The sequence below is a fragment of the Paenibacillus sp. J31R109 genome, from assembly GCF_059692055.1.
The window spans coordinates 536,434-554,316 of sequence record NZ_JCAUAR010000002.1; the positions used below are offsets into that span (position 1 = coordinate 536,434).

Sequence of the window (17,883 nt, forward strand, 5' to 3'; positions counted from 1 at the left end):
GTTCACTATCGTCAAAAAGGAATGAGCCGAAATGTCGGAAAACACCAAAAAAACGGATCGCCGCGTCGTAAGAAGCAAACTAGCTTTAAGGGAAGCACTGCTTTCGCTTATGGCTCAAAAACCGTTCTCCACCATTTCGATTACTGAAATTGTAGAATGTGCCAACTATAATCGAGGCACTTTTTATGCCAATTACGAAAGCAAAGAAGAACTGCTTGATGAAGTCATTGACAATTTGACCTTGCAATTACTTCAATCCTTCCGCGCACCCTATGAACATGTAGAAGTGTTCCGCATCAATGAATTGACGGCCACTTCAGTCCAAATATTTGAACACTTTTATCAAAACGCTGGTATGTATACCGTCTTAACCAAAAGTGATGTACTTCCTAAATTAAAAGAGAAGATGTTTACCGCCTTGAAAAAAATCACACAAGAAGAACTTATCTATTCCGAACAAGATAGCGCTATTGATCAAGAACTACTCAGTATTTATGCGATACATGCGCTGCTCGGTCTCATTTTCCATTGGGTCGAAAGTGATTTTAAATATTCACCCGCGTATATGCAGGATCAACTTATCCGATTGGTAAATTGGCGACCAACGTCTGCCAAAACGGCAGTGAAAGGTACGATGGATTGATGCCAGGACAAATCACAAAGAAAAAAGCTGTCCACAAAGGACAGCTCATGATGACCAGATGCTACACGATAAAATTCTGATTCTCGACGTTGGTGACGTTCGTTGAAGCAGGTACAGACGGCTTCGCTGACATCCCTTTGATCATACTTTGAATCTTGTCCACAACCTGCGGTGCAGAATCGATGAGACGCTCCAGAATATGCGTTTGGTTGTCTAGCGGCACGACCTTCACACCATTCTTACCCACGACTAGGAAAGCAATTGGTGTAATGGATACCCCGCCACCGCTACCGCCACCGAATGGCAACGCAACTTTAGCATTAAGTGCATCTCCACGGTTCATTGACCCGCTTTCGATTTCGATTTCAGAGTCTGTCACAAACTCACTGCCACCTGCCGCGAAACCAAATCCCACTTTGGAGATCGGCATAATGACACTTCCATCTGGCGTTTCGACCGGATCACCGACAATTGTGTTTACGTCGACCATTTCTTTTATATTTTCCATGGCGACTTTCATGAGGCCTTGAATCGGGTGTTCGGACATCTTCATATTCCTCCTTAGCGTTTTTCGCCATACATACTGGCATCGAAAGCTCAAGCAACAAGAACTCAAAAGAACAAATATGGTTCAGTTCTAGAGTGCCCTTACTGGCATGGGGTTATGTACGACTCAGGATGCAGGTTTAAATCTAGCTCTGGCCTTCAGCGCGAACTGGATCCAGCTGCGGATACCCCCTTTGACCTTAGCTGCTCGGTACAATAACCGTATGCCTGCAGTAACGGCAAACCATACGCGGATACGACCAGCAAATCGAAACTCCGTCGCAAATTGCTTCTCGTTATACTGTGGAATGACATCTACACGCGGCTTCGCAATCAACTTCACATATCGAATGGCGAACCCCAGCAGCGATGACTTAATTCCCCATACCGCCCCTGTCGTAATCGCCGTTTCTGGCGCATCACCTAGTCCTACCCGAGTGATCCATTTCAGCTCCGTACACTCCACTTTGGCCAACGTTTGCTTCATCCAGCCATATAAATTCAACGTATGTACAAGGACATCTTTGGATTCCTTGTAGAAGGTAATGACTTTATCTTTGGTAATATGATCTCTCGTTTCATCTTTTAGCTTAGCATCATGTTTCGTTACAGTTTCTGACTTAATTAAAATCCCTTGGGTGAATCCTTTGAATTGAATGATAGGGATCACATACCGATATCGCACGAGTCCAAACAACCCCCGCATCTCCACGGAAAGCGTATCGTTATCTTTAACTCGGGAGAAATAAAACTCACCGCGCATAAAACTGCACAGCACAACGATACTGGCAATAATAACAACCAAGACGGCCAATCCTACCCACAGCAACACTTACGCCTCCTCAGTCAAAATAAAACGGCATGTAAAAAACTCCACCTACAGGAAGAAAGCTTCTCGCAGGTGGAGTTAGTATGACCTCTTAGAGGAAATGAAATGCATGTTTGGATAAGCTTTAGTTCACGTTCTATTCGGAGTGCTCGTCACTCACATCGTCCAGTGTTAGTTGCTTCTGGTCTCCACCTAACCGATCGAATAACATGCGTGTCTCTTCCTCTAGGTCAAAATTACCTTGGAAATTTGCTGAGTCTGGCAATTCTTGAATCGAGTTAAGACCAAAATATTCTAAGAATTGTTTGGATGTCCCATATAAGATAGGCCTTCCCACCGCGTCGGCTCGTCCAACCTCCGTAATTAAATCTTTCCCCGTTAAGGTAGCGAGTGCACGGTCACACTTGACGCCGCGGATCTCTTCGATCTCTACGCGCGTGATAGGCTGTTTGTACGCAACGATGGACAATGTCTCTAAGGCAGCCTGTGAGAGCGAAGAACGTGACGGCGTATAGGCTAGTCGTTCAAAATAAGGAGCATGCTCCGCCAGCGTTGTCAGCTGGTAAGCTCCCGCAACCTCTACAATTTGGACGCCGCGCCCTTTTCGTTTGAAATCCGTTCGCATATCTTTCAGTAAATCTTTAATCACATAAGCATCAAGCTCCATCACTTCAGCAAGTTGCTTGAGATCTAGACCTTCATCGCCAGAAGCGAAGAGAAGTCCTTCAATAATCGATTTCATCTGTTGGAAGTTGAGTGTCAAGGTCGGATCCCTCCTCTTTGGCTTGAATGACGATATCTTCAAAAAGCTGGTTTTGGTAGCATGTAATTTTCTTCATTTTCATCAACTCCAGAATGGCTAGAAAAGTGACGACTATCTCTTCTCGCGTCATCTCATAATCGAATAGCTTGGAGAATAATAGCTTACCACCTTTTATTTTGAGCAAATCAACAACCTCACGAATTCGATCCTTTACCGAGATCTCATCGCGCCTAATCCGCGCTACGACGTTACGGTTTGAAAGTTTACGCAGTGTTCGTTGAAAAGCAATCAGTAAATCAGCAACATCCAGCCCTTCCACCGGATTCTCTTGAAGCTCCGGCAAATACGAGGTTAAATCCTCTGGTTCACGTGTGTATACGAGGCTGCGCTCTACCTCTTTGTCACGAAGCATATCCGCAATCGATTTATATTTCCGATATTCAATCAGCTTGGCAACGAGCTCTGCGCGCGGGTCTAACGAATCATCCATATCATCAAAATATTCGTCAAATTCAATGACAGGCGGCTTAGGTAAGAGCATTTTGCTTTTAATGGAGAGCAGCGTGGCTGCCATAACTAGAAACTCACTCGTAATATCTAACTCCAGCTCCTGCATGGCTTGTACATACCCAAGGTATTGATCTGTAATGTCTTTGATCGGAATATTGTAAATGTCGAGTTCATTTTTATCAATCAGATGCAACAATAGATCAAGGGGACCTTCAAATACTTCTAACTTATACGTAACCTTCATGTCGTTCTTCCCCTTGTCATAGTGAATAAAGATGCATAATTACTTGTACGGCATATGGATAAATGCGACTAAGCGCTAATTGACCAATCGGGGTAACCATTAAAACGATTACAAGAATAAGTCCTTTTATTTCATGTCTTGCCATCCAGCGCTGTTTCGGAGGAGAAACGAAGCCTCTCCAGATGTACCATCCGTCCAGCGGATAAAGCGGCAGCATATGTATGAGTCCAATCATTAAGTTAACAATTACACAATATTGCAAATAAACACGCCATTGTTCGATGGCCATCGACTCTGCTGCTGAAGAACCCAAAAGTGAAGGTAAATAAAAATATAACCACCAAAAAAACAGAACAAGTACGAGATTCGTCACAGGTCCCGCTAGGTAAACTAGGGTATGCGAAAGCCTTTTGTGCTTGCGAAAATGGTTAGGCTCTACTGGAATTTTCTTTGACCATCCGTAGGGTCCGAATATAATCATCGCTAGCCCCAAGACATCTAAATGTGCCAAGGGGTTTAGCGATAATCTTTTGCTGTCTCGGGCTGTTCGATCTCCTAACCACCAGGCAACTCCTGCATGAGCGGTATCATGCAGGGTCATGGCTATTAGGAAGGCAAACAGCCTGGGCAGCAATGTTTCCAAATGGTAATAAGCCAGCATTACGAAGTGAATTGCTTCGTCAAATTCGCCATTTCAATTGCAGTTACGGCAGCTTCCCAACCTTTGTTGCCTGCTTTCGTTCCTGCACGTTCTACAGCTTGCTCAATGGAATCCGTTGTTAATACACCGAAAATCGTAGGCACGCCAGTTTTCAAGTTAATCGCAGAAACACCTTTGGCTACTTCGCTGCACACATAATCAAAATGCGGCGTTGAACCACGAATAACAGCACCAAGGGTAATCACTGCGTCATACTTACCGCTTTCCGCCATCTTTTGAGCAATAAGAGGAAGTTCAAATGCACCAGGAACCCAAGCGATATCAATCTCGTTCTCGTCCACACCGTGACGTTTAAGCGCGTCTTGTGCGCCGCCAAGCAGCTTGGAAGTAATGAATTCGTTGAAACGACCTACAACAATCCCATATTTTAAGTTTTGCGAAATTAAATGTCCCTCATAAATTGTAGCCATGATAAGAATCTCCTTTTCTGTTAAAGCGTATTAGTGGTTTGTTATGCGATCTATAGAATCTACTCGTAACTAAAATTAAATGCCCTTGCCGACATCGTTGAAATTCAGCATGTGGCCTAACTTCTGTTGTTTCGTTTGCAAATAATTCAGGTTATCCTTCTTGCTTTCCATCTGGATCGGAACACGCTCATCCACTTCGAGGCCATAGCCTTCCAAGCCTTTGATTTTGCGCGGATTATTCGTTAATAGGCGAAGCTTCGTAATACCAAGATCTTTTAAGATTTGAGCACCAATGCCATAATCACGAAGATCAGGAGCAAATCCAAGCTTAATATTCGCTTCTACCGTGTCTAATCCCTGCTCTTGAAGGACATATGCCTTTAATTTATTGATTAAACCGATGCCGCGACCTTCCTGACGCATATATAATAATACACCATTGCCCTCTGCATCAATCTGTTTTAACGCAGCTTCTAACTGTGGACCGCAATCACAACGGTGAGAGTGGAACACATCGCCAGTCAAACATTCGGAATGGACACGCACCAACGTAGGCTTGGATGGGTCAATCGTCCCTTTTACAAGAGCTACATGTTCTTTGTCATCCAATTGATTCGTATAAGCGATTGCTTTGAATGTACCAAAATCGGTAGGCAAATCCACTTCGACTTCTCGCTTCACTAAATTTTCCTGTTGATTCCGATATTGAATCAAATCCTGGATCGTAATGATGCTCAATTCATGCTTCGCGGCAATTTCCATAAGATCAGGAACACGAGCCATTGTGCCATCTTCTTTGATAACTTCGCAAATCACACCCGCTGGGTACGAATCACAAAGAATTGCAAGATCAACCGCTGCCTCCGTATGACCAGCTCTACGGAGAACACCGCCTTTTTTGGCGATCAAAGGAAAAATGTGACCAGGCCTACGGAAATCCTGAGGCTTCGTCGTTGGATCAATCAAACCTTGAATCGTTCTAGAACGCTCATGGGCCGAAATCCCGGTACTTGTATCTGTATGATCAACCGAAACCGTAAAAGCAGTACCATGATAATCCGTGTTACGCGCTACCATCGGCGGTAAATCAAGCTCTCTCGCTCTATCTTCAGTAATCGGAGTACAGACAAGTCCACGTCCTTCTTTGATCATGAAGTTGATCACTTCTGGGGTCGTTTTATCTGCCAGGGCAATAAAATCGCCTTCGTTCTCCCGATCCTCGTCATCCACAACAATAACTACTTTCCCTAACTTCAAATCCGTAAGGGCTTCTTCGATCGTGTTAAACCTAATGGGTTGTGTCATATACACCTCTCCTTACATAAAGCCATTATCTGCTAAAAAGCTTGCAGTCAGTGTGCTTTTCTTAGACTCCCCGCGAACAGAAGATTCCGCAGGACCAAATTTAAGCAGTCGTTCCATATATTTGCCGAGCACATCACATTCAATGTTGACAGTATCTCCAGCTTTTTTGTCATGTAGAACGGTTTGTGCAAGGGTGTGCGGGATAATCGATACCGATACATCATGTTCTGTGACATCTACAATCGTAAGGCTAATGCCATCAATCGTGATTGAACCCCCCGGAATCATATAGCGAAAAATATGCGGATTCTCAGGCTCGAATCGGTACACGACAGCATTCTCTTCCGGAGTTCGAGAAACAATGGTTGCTGTTGCATCTACATGCCCCTGTACGATGTGTCCGCCAAATCGACCATTCGCGGCCATCGCTCTCTCCAAATTCACACGCGTGCCAGACTGTAGCTTGCGAAGATTCGTCTTTCGATATGTTTCAGGCATGACATCCACGGAGAATGAGTCACTATCATAGGAAATGACGGTAAGGCATACTCCATTCACAGAAATACTGTCTCCGAGATGAACATCTTCTAATATTTTTTTGGCGCCAATGGTAAGTACCATCGCTTGCCCACCACTATGAATGCGGCGCATGTGGCCGATTTCTTCAACAATGCCGGTAAACATGCCACTCCTCCATTCTCTAGCTCTTATACATCGGGTAACCGGTCATACAAATGTCCGGTCCGAATTGCTCGACTCGCAGTCGGTCGAGCGTAATCGCGTCATCCATCTTCGCGTAGCCGTCGAAGTGGATGTTGACAGGTGCTGCCCCGCCACCGCCGATAATTTTCGGCGCAAACATCAGCACCAGCTTATCAATGAGGCGCCGCTCCAGCATGGCGCCATTCAATCGGCCTCCACCCTCGAGGAGGATGGAGCCGATCTCGCGCTCGCCCAGCTGCTGCATGGCGAGCGTCAGATCCACCTGCGGGCCGTCTCCGCAGGTGAGGATCGTGATGCCGCGCGCTTCCAGCGCGGCACGCCGCTCCGCGGACGCCTGTGCGCTTGCGAGCAGGATCGTCGGCTGACGATCCTGCTCGGTGAGCACGCGGGCGCCGAGCGGGACTCGCAGCTGCGAGTCCGCGATGATGCGTACCGGCTGCACAGCCGGTACGTCGCCTCGCGTGCTCAGCTGCGGGTCGTCGGCGATGATCGTCTGGACGCCGACGAGGATACCCTGATGCCGGTGGCGCAGGGTATGAACGAAAGCACGCGACGCTTCGGATGTGATCCACTTGCTGTCGCCGGTCTTGGACGCGATGCGGCCGTCCAGTGTGCTCGCGGTCTTCATCGTCACGAATGGCATACGTGTGACAATGAATTTGTTGAACACTTCGTTCAACTTCGCGGAATCTTCACCAAGCAAGCCTACACTGACTTCCAAACCATGCGCACGCAGTTTGGCTATGCCTGTGCCGGCAACTAATGGATTCGGATCTGTCACCGCGACAACGACACGGGATACGCCAGCCTCGATGAGGCGATCACTGCAGGGCGGTGTTTTACCGTAATGACTGCATGGCTCAAGCGTCACATAAGCTGTGCTTCCTTTCGCTTCTGCACCTGCCATTTGCAACGCCAGCACTTCGGCATGCCCATGACCACGTTGGAGATGTGCGCCCATGCCAACGATCCGGCCCTCTTTAACAAGCACACAGCCTACAACAGGATTAATCCCGGTTTGACCGAGTGCGCTCTCTGCCATCTGTAACGCGAGTCTCATATAGGCTTCGTCGTTCAATAGCTGCATGGATGTTCACCGCCTTCTTACGCCTTTTGAATCTAACGCAAAAAAGCCCCTTCCGCTTTCGGATGGGGGCCAGAGATTGTTTAGATAACACGAATAAACACCAGCTAATACGCCTGTTGCATTTTTCTTCAAATCAAACAATACCGACGAAGTCGTCTCTACAGACAGACCTGCCGAATTTTTGTTAATGTGAAAAAATGAACAAGCATGCTAGCGAATTGGCATTCGCATTTTCCTTCTCCCATCCAGACTATACTGTCGGTCCCGGAGTTACACCAGGTCAACCGTAGCGAAGCTGTTGTCAGATACCGCTAGCTTCACAACGGGTCACGGACTGATCGCAACCATCTTCATGTGTGCGAATCACCGCCGGTGTGGAATTTCACCACGCCCCGAAGGTTTTGCATACTATAAAAGAAATAGTAACTAACCTTAGCTACTTATTTTCTTTATTAAACAAAAATTTATCACTCATGCATGAAAATTGCAAGGTCTTTTTTCATTTTTTCTGATAAAACTTGTCGGAATTCATGGATTTGGAACTCCATATGGTTGATTTCACTATGAATTCACGGCTTTAACAACGCAATATCTGAGCAAATTGTTGCTTCTTCCCAATGCGGATTCGCATAGCCTGCTGGTGCGTTCAGGAACGTTAGCCAGGTTATGTCGAAGCCAGTTTTCTTTTGTGCCGCTAAACAAGCCGTTTGATGGTCAACACCTTTGGACACTGCCGTTAAAAGTTCCTTCCGTAGTAAACCGAAGCGTTTGATCGTACGGTCGAACTCGGCTTCCTTCACGGTATTTATTCCACCTTGTACCCATTCACCTTCAAAAATAAAAGCATAATCTTGATATGACAAAGCTTTCATCTCGGCGGCTTCCGAATAATCACGTATCGCTTGCTCCTGATAACCGTGTGATTCAGCCCACATGCCACTTATCAGACGGTGGTAAGGTGTAGGTGATTGCGCATAGACTCGCCCGATCCGCTTGAGCTTATCTTGAACAATGGCATACGACTCCGTGAATTCCTGCTGCCATGGTCCAGCACCAACAGAATCAATTAGACCACCTGATAGCTGAAGCCTCCTATCTTGAACTACTGCATGGGTTAAACTAGCTATTACTGCTGTTCCCATGTAGGTTTCAAGTTTTCCGGTTGCCCATGAAGACACTGTGTATTCGGAGAAGGTGGTATGTGCCCCGTTATTTGATGACACCCAAACGATTTCAGGCTTGCCATCACTTGTCAGGTCTTCTATGGTCATAACTTTTGCTCGGCCATTATTCACAGATGAAAAACTCAAACTCTGGAGTGTATATTGGTCGTCTTTCAAATGAATAACAACCCCATATGACTTACGCGCTCGGATAACGCCTGTTTGCTCATCTAGGATATCCTCCGCTAGCACGGTAACCCATTCATTCAAAAAACCATCTTGATCCAGGTCTGTCCGAATGACGTCTAACGGCTCTTTCTGGGAATCGTATGACGATCTTCGTATTTGAAGCCATTCCGTCATATCACGGATAGGTTCATGGACTTGGCTAAGCTCAACGGTGAGCTGCTCAATCAGAGATCTTCTCACCGTTCCTGAGGACGTTTCAGGCCTATCTACCTCAGAGATCAATGCTGTATCTTGCGGACTTTGAACAATTAACATCGGGAGATCTGCTCGTGTCCAAGTTAATAAACCTAGTATAACCATCCCTGAACCTGCTCCTACACACCAAAGCCAAATCTTTCTCATACAAATATCACCTTCCATACGTATTCCCTTTTTAAGTTTGACGTATCCATATGGGCGTGTGTTCTAACGTAGTGAAAATCCATCTATTCGCATTAAGCCCGCTCTCATCAATAGATTCCCAAGCTTTGTACTTCTCAAGCAGCCCTTTTACCTCACATAAAAGCAAAAACTGCCCAGACAGAAGTCCGAGCAGTTGTGTTTGCTTGTTATTATACTTCTACTACTTCTACTTTTTCCATTTTGTCTTTGCCTTTGAAAGCATCAACAAGTTCCATACCTTTGGATACTTTACCGAACACAGTGTGTCCGCCATCCAAATGTGGTTGCGGTTGGTAAGCGATGTAGAATTGGCTTCCGCCTGTGTTGCGACCTGCATGTGCCATAGCTAGGGAGCCACGCTCATGTTTGTTCGGGTTGATTTCACAGTTGATTTGGTAACCAGGGCCACCAGTACCTGTTCCAGTTGGGCAACCACCTTGTGCTACGAATCCTGGAATAACGCGGTGAAAGTTAAGTCCGTTGTAGAAACCAGAGTTTGCTAGTTTTTCAAAGTTAGCGACAGTGTTCGGTGCATCTTTCTCAAAAAGATCGATGATAACCTCTCCGCCACCTGCTAGTTGAATTTTTGCTTGTTTTGCCATTGTGTGGTTCACTCCTTTAGGAAATAATATCTTATTCTACTATGAATGACAGCATTACACAAACAGCAGAAGGAACCCTCATTAACGAAGGGCCTCCTGCTCGTAGTATAAAAGGATTAGACCGTCTTGCTTACCTGTTTCATTCTCGACGGAATCACGTCATTGCCAACGATTTGATCAAAAGATTCACGTTTCACGACAAGGTCGCTTTGGCCGTCTTTGACGAAAACAACACCCGGTCTGCGAATGCGGTTATAGTTGCTAGCCATCGAGTAATTGTAAGCCCCCGTACTCGACACCGCTAGAATATCACCTGCCACTACCTTCGGCAGATTCACATCCCAGATTAACATGTCGCCACTTTCACAGCATTTGCCGGCAATTGAAACAACCTCAACTGGCTGCTCAGTCGCACGATTAGCAAGTCCCGCTTCATAAACAGCATCGTAAAGCGCAGGACGCGGATTGTCCGTCATTCCGCCATCCACAGCGACATACTTGCGTACCCCAGGGATATCCTTTGTTGTACCGACCGTGTAAAGCGTTGTACCTGCATCACCAACGATGCTGCGGCCGGGCTCAACCCAAATCTCAGGAAGCGGGTAACCGTTGCTGCCGAAGTTTGTTTTGATCGCATCTGTAATCGCTTTGACGTATACAGCCACTGGAAGTGGTGTATCTTCGCTAACATAACGAATACCAAAGCCACCGCCAAGGTTAATTACTTTAAACGTGACGTCTAATTCTGTACGCACATGAATGGCGAACTCAGCCATCTTCTCAGCAGCAATACGGAATCCTTCTACTTCGAAAATCTGTGAACCAATATGCGAATGAATGCCCAATAGGTCTAAATTGGAAAGCTGTGAAGATTCTTGAACTGCGCGGAATGCGGAGCCGTTCCCCAAATCGAAACCGAATTTGGAATCTGTTTGACCTGTTGAAATATATTCATGCGTATGCGCCTCAACCCCTGGCGTAATCCGCAATAAAATTTTCACCTTTTGGCGTTTCTCCGCCGCAATCGCATTTAACATTTGCAGCTCGATAAAGTTATCAACGACGAAACAGCCAATTTTGGCATCAATCGCCATTTCCATTTCTGAAATCGTTTTGTTATTACCATGGAAATGAATCCGTTCAGCAGGAAACCCAGCTTGAAGAGCTGTATATAGCTCGCCGTCGGATACAACGTCCAGCGACATTCCTTCTTCTTCTACAATGCGGCACATAGCCATGACACAAAATGCTTTACTCGCATAGGCTACTTGAAACTTCAGCCCAGAAGCACTGAAAGCTTCAACGAACTCACGACAGCGCTGACGCACAAGTGACTCATCGAATACATAGAGAGGCGTGCCATATTCGGCAACCAACTTCGTCGTATCGACACCGCCAATTTCGAGATGGCCTTGGTCATTTATTTTACTGGTACCATGTAAATACATAGCTATATTTTCCCCTCTCTACTTGAACCTTCCCTATGCCAAATTCCGCTAAAGAGGTCGCATACATACTAATAAAAGTACCATAGTGCACGCGTATTTGACAATACATGTGCCTAGAACAAACAAAAAAGGGCTGGATCATTCCAGCCCTTCCCGCATCTTATTATTCAGGTTGACGAGTACCATCTATTGGCTTCGTTATGCTTAGTCTTGTTTTGCTAGCGAGTACCGGACGGCGCAGTAAGATTGAGAAAAAGCTCTTGGCATTAAATGGGATAAATGGCCACATATAAGGCGCGTCATACGACTTCTTCGCAGCCAAAAGGATGAGCCATAAGGTGGAACCAATGACAAAGCCGGGAACTCCGAAAATAGACACCGTTATTAATAACGCTAGCCTTACAATTCGATTGGCTAACCCTAATTCATAGCTCGGTGTTGCGAACATCCCAATGGAAGCCAGAGCCAGATAGAGGATGACTTCATTGATAAAGAGCCCTGTCTTTACCGCAATGTCTCCAACTAGGATTGCCGCCACCAAGCCCATCGCGGTTGCAAGCGGTGACGGGGTATGCACGGCGGCCATTCGCATGAGGTCAATCCCTATATCTGCAATTAAGAATTGCAGGAGGAGCGGTAAGGTTCCTTCCTTCTGTGGACCTAGGAATTCTAGGCCCGCTGGTTTTAAGGAGGGCTCCATCACCATCAAATACCAAAGTGGGAGCAAGAAGATGGACATCATAATCCCAGCAAACCGAACCCACCTTAAATAGGTACCAATGAAAGGCGTATTTCGATATTCCTCCGCATGCTGTACATGATGGAAAAAGGTCGTCGGTAAGATCATGACACTGGGTGAAGTATCCACAAACACACAGACATGACCTTCTAATAGATGCGCAGAAACTACGTCGGGCCGCTCTGAATAGCGCACCATCGGATAGGGATTCCAGCCCTTATTAACGATCATTTCTTCTAATTGTTTCTCACCTAATGGCAGTCCATCAATATCGACTTGTTTCATTTTATCTTTAATCGTTTGGACGAGATTCGCATCCGCAATATCATTTATATAACCAATACAGACATCTGTCTTGGTTCGCTTTCCGATTTGCATGATTTCTAATTTAAAACGCTCATCGCGAATACGGCGTCTAACCAAGGTTACGTTTGTTAAAAGGGTTTCTACAAAACCATCGCGCGAACCTCGCACGACTCGCTCTAAATCAGGTTCAGCAATCGACCGGATAGGAAAGGTTTTGGCATCAACTGCGATGGCCGTTGTTACTCCCTCGATAAAGAAGGCGGTCCCACCCATTAACACTTGTCCCACGATCTCAGACATTTTCGTATAATGCTTTACTTGAATATGTGGAATCAGTTTTTCAATGAAAGTTTCCAAGGTATGATGGGCTACTGCCTCACTATCTGCATAAGTCAGACGAGTGATAATGTCCGTCAATACCGTATCTTTGGCGAATCCGTTGCAGTAAAAGATGCCAACGCGTTTTGCGCCAAATACCATCTCTCTCATCACAAGATCAAAACTTCGATTTAATCCGACCCGCTCTTCCAAGACACGCTGCACATCATGAAGATTCTTCGGAATATCTTCTTCAATCTTCAATTGTTTTTCTTCTGGCGTCATATTCGTAATCGGATTATAAGCAGATAGATTCCCTTCGGCATCAACGGCGAGTGGTTCATCATGATGATCCCGCTTCATTTCTTCCTGAGATTCTTCTGTGTTTCCTTCTTCACTAGATGGACCATTTTTAACAATAAATTTCATTTGTGTGCCACCTTCCTCCGCCCGTTAATAAAATATCCATTCAAATAAGGAGCCAACTACTTTACCGAGAATCATAGCCATCAGTAACATGATTCGATAGGAATCCATCCCTACTCGTTTGGCCAATATCGGCAGAACATTGACGATTTCAGTCAGTGCTGCGGCAAGTAAGCCTACAAAACAGCCCGCAAATAAACCAAACAGCGCAGCCCCCATAGGAAATAAATGCATATGTAAGTCACTGAAATCCACCCAAGTAAACCCTAATGAACCAAGAACAACTGCTGCTTCATAAGCGCGGATTTTGTTAAAGGACCGAGTGATTTGTGCCAATCTAGGAATGATATCCAGCACAACTAAGAAGGCAACCATACCACTGCCAACCGTAATCCCTCCAGCTAACCCGATAAAAGCAGCAAGGAAAGCCTCCCCAAGCAGCCTAATCACTTCGATTCACCTTCATCATGGATTTTCGAATACTCTTCTGTTATCACATAATGATTAATGTTTTCTTGATACATAAACATTTCAACTTCGAGTGGACTCGGCTCTTCATTAAATTTCTTCTTAAACAAGTGATTAAAGAAGAGAACCATCCCTACTCCGATACCAATCGAATAGGGGATTTGCAAAATAAGCGGATGTTCCACCTTTTTACCCGTCATCAACTCATAAATACGCTGATGAACGTCAAGCATCGAGACATCTGCATGGAAATTCATAATTGCCAGTCCTGAACCAATAAATAAAAGCAGCCATACGATTCCGATAAGAAGCGGATTTGCTTTCTTATTATCGGTGTATATTTCTAACAGCACATGTGGTTCACCAAAATGTTCAACCTGCAGCTCTGGAAAGCGTTTCTTCACTTTACGAATGATCAAAAGCATATCGATAAGCACCCGATTCCCGTCCTCTTGCTGGGGTTGATGAATGACCAATTCGTTCAGAGCTTGTTCATATTCAGGCTCCACAAATAGCTGTGCAATATGGTGCAGTCTCACGATATGACCTTTACGTACTCGCGCTTTGCGACGAAGTCGAATATACAAATATTTGTTAACTGCCTGGACCATGGTTCACCCCTCTCAGAGCTTAACAATGACAATTCTGGCTGCAGTCGTCCATGTATAGAAATAGTATGCAAAATCATTCCTTCGCGTAATCAATTCGAGATCTGGTAAATTCTCCTTGCATAAAGTCTGTTTTGGCAAGGCATGTTAAATAGGGAATACGATTACTTATTCCATATAAAGAAGGTGATAACATGGCAAAATTCGCGCTAACACTCGTCATCATTGGTGCGCTGAATTGGCTTCTAGTTGGGCTTTTCGAATGGGATTTAGTTTCTGCCTTACTGGGAGGGGATTCACACCGTGAATCTTCAGGGTTAAGTCGTATCGTCTATTCCCTCGTTGGTTTATGCGGGATCTATTGCGTAAGATTTTATACCGTAGACCGTTATTCAGCTCGGTAGATTATCAATCAGGGAACAAGCCGCTCATCACCCACGAGAAGCTCTTGGGGAATTAGCGGCTAACTGTCTAAACAGGTAAAAAACCGTACTCCCTTAGGAGCACGGTTTATTATCCCCTTGTAAGGGAAGTTATTGCGCAATCTGATCTTTAATCGATTGTAAAATCTTTTTCTCCAAACGCGATACCTGTACTTGCGAGATGCCAAGCCTGCTAGCTACCTCAGATTGCGTCTGATCACGGAAATAACGGAGGTAGACAATGAGTCGTTCTCGCTCAGAAAGCGTCCCAATCGCCTCGTTCAAAGCTAACTTCTCAAACCATTTCTCCCCGGATTCATCCGAAATTTGGTCCATGAGTGTAATGGGATCACCATCATTCTCAAATACCGTCTCATGAATCGACGAAAGCGGTTTATTCGCTTCTTGCGCGAATACGACCTCCTCCGGCGTTATCATAAGTTCCTCAGCGACCTCTTTAATGGTTGGCAATCTTCCTAATCGTTTGGAAAGCTCATCTTTCGTCTTGCGAATTTTGTTCGCAAGTTCCTTCAGCGAGCGGCTTACCTTTAACGTGCCATCATCCCGCAAGAACCGCTGGATCTCCCCGATTATCATCGGGACGGCATACGTTGAGAATTTGACATCATAAGATAGATCGAATTTGTCCACAGACTTAAGCAGTCCAATGCACCCGATCTGGAACAAGTCTTCGGCTTCGTACCCACGGTTCAAAAAGCGCTGAACCACGGACCACACCAAGCGGATATTGCAGCTGACAAGTGTTTCTCTAGCGAGTCCATCTCCGGATTGGCTGAGGGCGATTAACCGTTTGACTTCCGAATCGTCTAAATAACTATGAGAAGCATGCTTCAGATCAACATCCATAGATCCTACCCCTAATTGTATAAAGCTTTTTTAGATTCAATTCGCTTCAACATGTTTATTTTCGTTCCGATGCCTACGGCCGTCACAACTTCCACTTCGTCCATGAAATTTTCCATAATGGTAAACCCCATTCCAGAACGTTCGAGTTCTGGTTTCGACGTGTACAGGGGCTCCTTCGCTTGCTCAAGATCAGCAATACCTTCACCCTTGTCTTCAATCGTTAACCGAATGGTGTCATCATCAATTTCTGCCGAAATGGTAATGACACCATCCTTATTATTGTTATAACCATGTATAATCGAATTCGTTACGGCTTCTGACACAACCGTTTTGATATCCGTCAATTCATCTAAGGTTGGATCTAATTGGGAAACGAATGCAGCCACTGCTACTCGCGCGAAGGCTTCATTTTCGGAACGACTGGCAAACTGCAACGTCATAAAGTTACGTTCACTCATAAAGCAACCTCCAAACTGGACATTGCATTACGCTCGTTATCTTGAATCGATACAATCTTAAACATACCCGAAAGCTCGAACAAACGATAAACGGCCGGTGACACGTCACAGACGACCATTTTGCCGCCCTTGCTCGTGATTTGCTTGTAACGACCAAGGATGACGCCTAGCCCTGAGCTATCCATAAAGGAGAGGTCTTTCAAACTAAGAATTAAGTGGTGCGTCTGCTCCTTGGCAATCGCATCTTCCATCCTCGCCTTCACACTATCCGCTGCATGATGATCTAACTCGCCTTTCAATCTTACAATCAGCGCTCTTCTACCTTGCTCAAACTCGATTTGCAGGCCCAATATGTTCACTCCCTTCAGGTCATGAACACTAGTTTCTACAAGGCTTCTTGTATTTCCTGCCCTCCGACAAAACTAGAAGAAAACCGCTAAAAGTAGGCAAAATAATCGTCGATTAGCTAATCCGTGTGAAATAGATTTGAGGTTGTCCGCTTGAACAACTTCCACCAAGAGGCTTTATCTACAGCTTGAGGAGACGCTAACGGGTACTCTGCCAAGACTGTATCGCCGTTGTACACCATAATTTTACCAATCGCCTGACCTTCACTTACAGGAGCTCGCAAGCTAGGATCTAACTGCAATTCATGTCGGATATTCGCCGTGTCCGTCCCTTTTTTCATTAAGATACTGTAGTTTTGCTTCGCAACTAAAGGGACCGTCGATACTTGCCCTTTATTTATCGTAAACTGACCCAAGCTATCGCCTGTTCTGAATAAAGGGTAATTCGTATATTGAGCAAAAGCATAATCAAACAGCTTCGTCACTTCGGCGTTACGCGTTTTGGTATTAGGTTCACCTAACACGACAGCCACGACCCTTAAATTGTCTCGTTTTGCAGTTGCAGACAGACAGAATTTAGCTTCGCTGGTATAGCCCGTTTTCAAACCATCAGCACCACTATAAAAGCGCACAAGTTTATTGGTATTCACAAGCCAAAATGGCTTAGGTGAATCTTTGCGTAAATAATCTTGGTAAGCACCTGTAAAATTCGTAATTCCTTCGTGCTTCAGCAGTTCTCTCGACATAACGGCAATATCATTAGCTGTTGTGTAGTGATTCGCAACGGGAAGTCCATTACAGTTCGAGAAATGCGTATTCTTCATGCCAAGCTGCCCTGCACGTTCATTCATCATGGCCACAAAATTTTCTTCTGAGCCGGCAATTTTCTCAGCCATGGCTACCGAAGCATCATTCCCAGATGCCATAGCGATTCCCTTCAGCATTTCCTGAACAGACATTTGCTCACCAGGTTCTAAGAAAATTTGTGAACCGCCCATGGAAGCAGCATATTCACTTACACTGACTTTTTCATCCATTTTGATGGTGCCTTTGTCGATCGCTTCCATAATCAGCAACATTGTCATAATTTTCGTAATACTCGCCGGAGGAAGCTTCGCGTCCTTATTTTTCTCCGCGATCACCGTACCGGTATCCGCATCCATCAGAACAGCCGATAACGCATTCGGTGTTAGATCCACTGGCTGTACCTTGGTTTCCGCCGCATATATCGACGGCAGGACCAGCATCACACCTAGTTGTAAACAAATAAAACTGATTAGCCCTTTTTTTCGCATAGCAA

21 protein-coding genes and 1 riboswitch are annotated in these 17,883 nt (G+C 45.3%); of the genes, 2 read left to right on the forward strand and 19 right to left on the reverse strand.

Features of this window, described 5'->3' with window-relative positions; genetic code table 11:
- The first annotated feature begins 31 nt into the window (after window positions 1-31).
- A complete protein-coding gene (locus AC58QT_RS08105) occupies window positions 32-643 on the forward strand; it encodes a TetR/AcrR family transcriptional regulator (RefSeq protein ID WP_497408484.1) in 612 nt (203 codons plus the stop codon).
- 61 nt (window positions 644-704) lie between these two features.
- On the opposite strand, the gene ytfJ is transcribed toward AC58QT_RS08105, so the two are convergent.
- The 15 genes from ytfJ to AC58QT_RS08180 form a co-directional block, all read right to left on the reverse strand.
- Window positions 705-1,190, reverse strand: coding sequence for a GerW family sporulation protein (gene ytfJ / locus AC58QT_RS08110; RefSeq protein WP_310223382.1), 486 nt, complete (start codon window positions 1,188-1,190; stop codon window positions 705-707).
- A gap of 126 nt (window positions 1,191-1,316) precedes the next feature.
- Window positions 1,317-2,021: a DUF2953 domain-containing protein gene (locus tag AC58QT_RS08115; RefSeq protein ID WP_497408485.1), complete on the reverse strand. Its 705-nt coding sequence runs from the start codon at window positions 2,019-2,021 to the stop codon at window positions 1,317-1,319.
- Window positions 2,022-2,154: 133 nt separating this feature from the next.
- Window positions 2,155-2,760: an SMC-Scp complex subunit ScpB gene (gene scpB / locus AC58QT_RS08120; RefSeq protein WP_497408858.1), complete on the reverse strand. Its 606-nt coding sequence runs from the start codon at window positions 2,758-2,760 to the stop codon at window positions 2,155-2,157.
- Window positions 2,744-3,535 (reverse strand): segregation and condensation protein A, encoded by a 792-nt coding sequence (locus tag AC58QT_RS08125; protein WP_497408486.1) that lies wholly within the window; start codon window positions 3,533-3,535, stop codon window positions 2,744-2,746. Before AC58QT_RS08125 ends, scpB begins: the two co-directional genes overlap by 17 nt.
- Before the next feature lie 16 nt (window positions 3,536-3,551).
- Window positions 3,552-4,196, reverse strand: coding sequence for a site-2 protease family protein (locus AC58QT_RS08130; protein ID WP_497408487.1), 645 nt, complete (start codon window positions 4,194-4,196; stop codon window positions 3,552-3,554).
- The gene (ribH, locus tag AC58QT_RS08135; RefSeq protein ID WP_028554240.1) at window positions 4,196-4,666 is read right to left on the reverse strand and encodes a 6,7-dimethyl-8-ribityllumazine synthase; all 471 of its coding nucleotides are present in this window, start codon (window positions 4,664-4,666) and stop codon (window positions 4,196-4,198) included. Before ribH ends, AC58QT_RS08130 begins: the two co-directional genes overlap by 1 nt.
- A 75-nt stretch (window positions 4,667-4,741) precedes the next feature.
- Complete coding sequence (locus AC58QT_RS08140; RefSeq protein WP_497408488.1) at window positions 4,742-5,971, reverse strand: bifunctional 3,4-dihydroxy-2-butanone-4-phosphate synthase/GTP cyclohydrolase II; 1,230 nt, start codon at window positions 5,969-5,971, stop codon at window positions 4,742-4,744.
- A gap of 12 nt (window positions 5,972-5,983) precedes the next feature.
- Complete coding sequence (gene ribE / locus AC58QT_RS08145; RefSeq protein ID WP_497408489.1) at window positions 5,984-6,655, reverse strand: riboflavin synthase; 672 nt, start codon at window positions 6,653-6,655, stop codon at window positions 5,984-5,986.
- A gap of 16 nt (window positions 6,656-6,671) precedes the next feature.
- Window positions 6,672-7,781 carry a bifunctional diaminohydroxyphosphoribosylaminopyrimidine deaminase/5-amino-6-(5-phosphoribosylamino)uracil reductase RibD gene (ribD, locus tag AC58QT_RS08150; RefSeq protein ID WP_497408490.1) on the reverse strand — a complete coding sequence of 370 codons (1,110 nt, stop codon included), beginning with the start codon at window positions 7,779-7,781 and terminating at the stop codon, window positions 6,672-6,674.
- 229 nt (window positions 7,782-8,010) lie between these two features.
- A riboswitch (FMN riboswitch) is annotated at window positions 8,011-8,185 on the reverse strand.
- Window positions 8,186-8,350: 165 nt separating this feature from the next.
- On the reverse strand, window positions 8,351-9,535 hold the full coding sequence (locus AC58QT_RS08155) for a hypothetical protein (protein WP_497408491.1): 1,185 nt from the start codon (window positions 9,533-9,535) through the stop codon (window positions 8,351-8,353).
- Window positions 9,536-9,744: 209 nt separating this feature from the next.
- Entirely contained in the window at window positions 9,745-10,176 is a 432-nt protein-coding gene (locus tag AC58QT_RS08160; protein WP_497408492.1) for a peptidylprolyl isomerase, read from the reverse strand.
- Between the two features lie 116 nt (window positions 10,177-10,292).
- On the reverse strand, window positions 10,293-11,624 hold the full coding sequence (gene lysA / locus AC58QT_RS08165; RefSeq protein WP_497408493.1) for a diaminopimelate decarboxylase: 1,332 nt from the start codon (window positions 11,622-11,624) through the stop codon (window positions 10,293-10,295).
- Window positions 11,625-11,787: 163 nt separating this feature from the next.
- A complete protein-coding gene (locus AC58QT_RS08170) occupies window positions 11,788-13,416 on the reverse strand; it encodes a spore germination protein (RefSeq protein WP_497408494.1) in 1,629 nt (542 codons plus the stop codon).
- Window positions 13,417-13,440: 24 nt separating this feature from the next.
- Entirely contained in the window at window positions 13,441-13,854 is a 414-nt protein-coding gene (locus AC58QT_RS08175) for a stage V sporulation protein AB (protein ID WP_497282772.1), read from the reverse strand.
- A gap of 5 nt (window positions 13,855-13,859) precedes the next feature.
- Entirely contained in the window at window positions 13,860-14,492 is a 633-nt protein-coding gene (locus AC58QT_RS08180) for a stage V sporulation protein AA (RefSeq protein ID WP_310223360.1), read from the reverse strand.
- A gap of 191 nt (window positions 14,493-14,683) precedes the next feature.
- Here AC58QT_RS08180 and AC58QT_RS08185 point away from each other — a divergent pair, with 191 nt between their 5' ends.
- Window positions 14,684-14,893, forward strand: a complete 210-nt coding sequence (locus AC58QT_RS08185) for a DUF378 domain-containing protein (RefSeq protein ID WP_310223357.1) — start codon at window positions 14,684-14,686, stop codon at window positions 14,891-14,893.
- 129 nt (window positions 14,894-15,022) lie between these two features.
- Here AC58QT_RS08185 and sigF read toward each other — a convergent pair whose 3' ends face one another.
- The 4 genes from sigF to AC58QT_RS08205 form a co-directional block, all read right to left on the reverse strand.
- On the reverse strand, window positions 15,023-15,778 hold the full coding sequence (sigF, locus tag AC58QT_RS08190) for an RNA polymerase sporulation sigma factor SigF (protein WP_028554229.1): 756 nt from the start codon (window positions 15,776-15,778) through the stop codon (window positions 15,023-15,025).
- Between the two features lie 11 nt (window positions 15,779-15,789).
- The gene (gene spoIIAB / locus AC58QT_RS08195; RefSeq protein ID WP_057312135.1) at window positions 15,790-16,236 is read right to left on the reverse strand and encodes an anti-sigma F factor; all 447 of its coding nucleotides are present in this window, start codon (window positions 16,234-16,236) and stop codon (window positions 15,790-15,792) included.
- Complete coding sequence (spoIIAA, locus tag AC58QT_RS08200) at window positions 16,233-16,586, reverse strand: anti-sigma F factor antagonist (RefSeq protein WP_310223353.1); 354 nt, start codon at window positions 16,584-16,586, stop codon at window positions 16,233-16,235. Before spoIIAA ends, spoIIAB begins: the two co-directional genes overlap by 4 nt.
- Before the next feature lie 116 nt (window positions 16,587-16,702).
- The gene (locus AC58QT_RS08205; protein WP_497408495.1) at window positions 16,703-17,878 is read right to left on the reverse strand and encodes a D-alanyl-D-alanine carboxypeptidase family protein; all 1,176 of its coding nucleotides are present in this window, start codon (window positions 17,876-17,878) and stop codon (window positions 16,703-16,705) included.
- Between the last annotated feature and the right edge of the window lie 5 nt (window positions 17,879-17,883).

What these genes read in the sequence shown, in the direction of transcription:
- AC58QT_RS08105 (WP_497408484.1), top strand. Translation starts at nt 32, where the DNA reads ATGTCGGAAAACACCAAAAAAACGGATCGCCGCGTCGTAAGAAGCAAA.
- ytfJ (WP_310223382.1), bottom strand. Translation starts at nt 1,190, where the DNA reads ATGTCCGAACACCCGATTCAAGGCCTCATGAAAGTCGCCATGGAAAAT.
- scpB (WP_497408858.1), bottom strand. Translation starts at nt 2,760, where the DNA reads ATGAAATCGATTATTGAAGGACTTCTCTTCGCTTCTGGCGATGAAGGT.
- AC58QT_RS08125 (WP_497408486.1), bottom strand. Translation starts at nt 3,535, where the DNA reads ATGAAGGTTACGTATAAGTTAGAAGTATTTGAAGGTCCCCTTGATCTA.
- AC58QT_RS08130 (WP_497408487.1), bottom strand. Translation starts at nt 4,196, where the DNA reads ATGCTGGCTTATTACCATTTGGAAACATTGCTGCCCAGGCTGTTTGCC.
- ribH (WP_028554240.1), bottom strand. Translation starts at nt 4,666, where the DNA reads ATGGCTACAATTTATGAGGGACATTTAATTTCGCAAAACTTAAAATAT.
- AC58QT_RS08140 (WP_497408488.1), bottom strand. Translation starts at nt 5,971, where the DNA reads ATGACACAACCCATTAGGTTTAACACGATCGAAGAAGCCCTTACGGAT.
- ribE (WP_497408489.1), bottom strand. Translation starts at nt 6,655, where the DNA reads ATGTTTACCGGCATTGTTGAAGAAATCGGCCACATGCGCCGCATTCAT.
- ribD (WP_497408490.1), bottom strand. Translation starts at nt 7,781, where the DNA reads ATGCAGCTATTGAACGACGAAGCCTATATGAGACTCGCGTTACAGATG.
- AC58QT_RS08155 (WP_497408491.1), bottom strand. Translation starts at nt 9,535, where the DNA reads ATGAGAAAGATTTGGCTTTGGTGTGTAGGAGCAGGTTCAGGGATGGTT.
- AC58QT_RS08160 (WP_497408492.1), bottom strand. Translation starts at nt 10,176, where the DNA reads ATGGCAAAACAAGCAAAAATTCAACTAGCAGGTGGCGGAGAGGTTATC.
- lysA (WP_497408493.1), bottom strand. Translation starts at nt 11,624, where the DNA reads ATGTATTTACATGGTACCAGTAAAATAAATGACCAAGGCCATCTCGAA.
- AC58QT_RS08170 (WP_497408494.1), bottom strand. Translation starts at nt 13,416, where the DNA reads ATGAAATTTATTGTTAAAAATGGTCCATCTAGTGAAGAAGGAAACACA.
- AC58QT_RS08180 (WP_310223360.1), bottom strand. Translation starts at nt 14,492, where the DNA reads ATGGTCCAGGCAGTTAACAAATATTTGTATATTCGACTTCGTCGCAAA.
- AC58QT_RS08185 (WP_310223357.1), top strand. Translation starts at nt 14,684, where the DNA reads ATGGCAAAATTCGCGCTAACACTCGTCATCATTGGTGCGCTGAATTGG.
- sigF (WP_028554229.1), bottom strand. Translation starts at nt 15,778, where the DNA reads ATGGATGTTGATCTGAAGCATGCTTCTCATAGTTATTTAGACGATTCG.
- spoIIAB (WP_057312135.1), bottom strand. Translation starts at nt 16,236, where the DNA reads ATGAGTGAACGTAACTTTATGACGTTGCAGTTTGCCAGTCGTTCCGAA.
- AC58QT_RS08205 (WP_497408495.1), bottom strand. Translation starts at nt 17,878, where the DNA reads ATGCGAAAAAAAGGGCTAATCAGTTTTATTTGTTTACAACTAGGTGTG.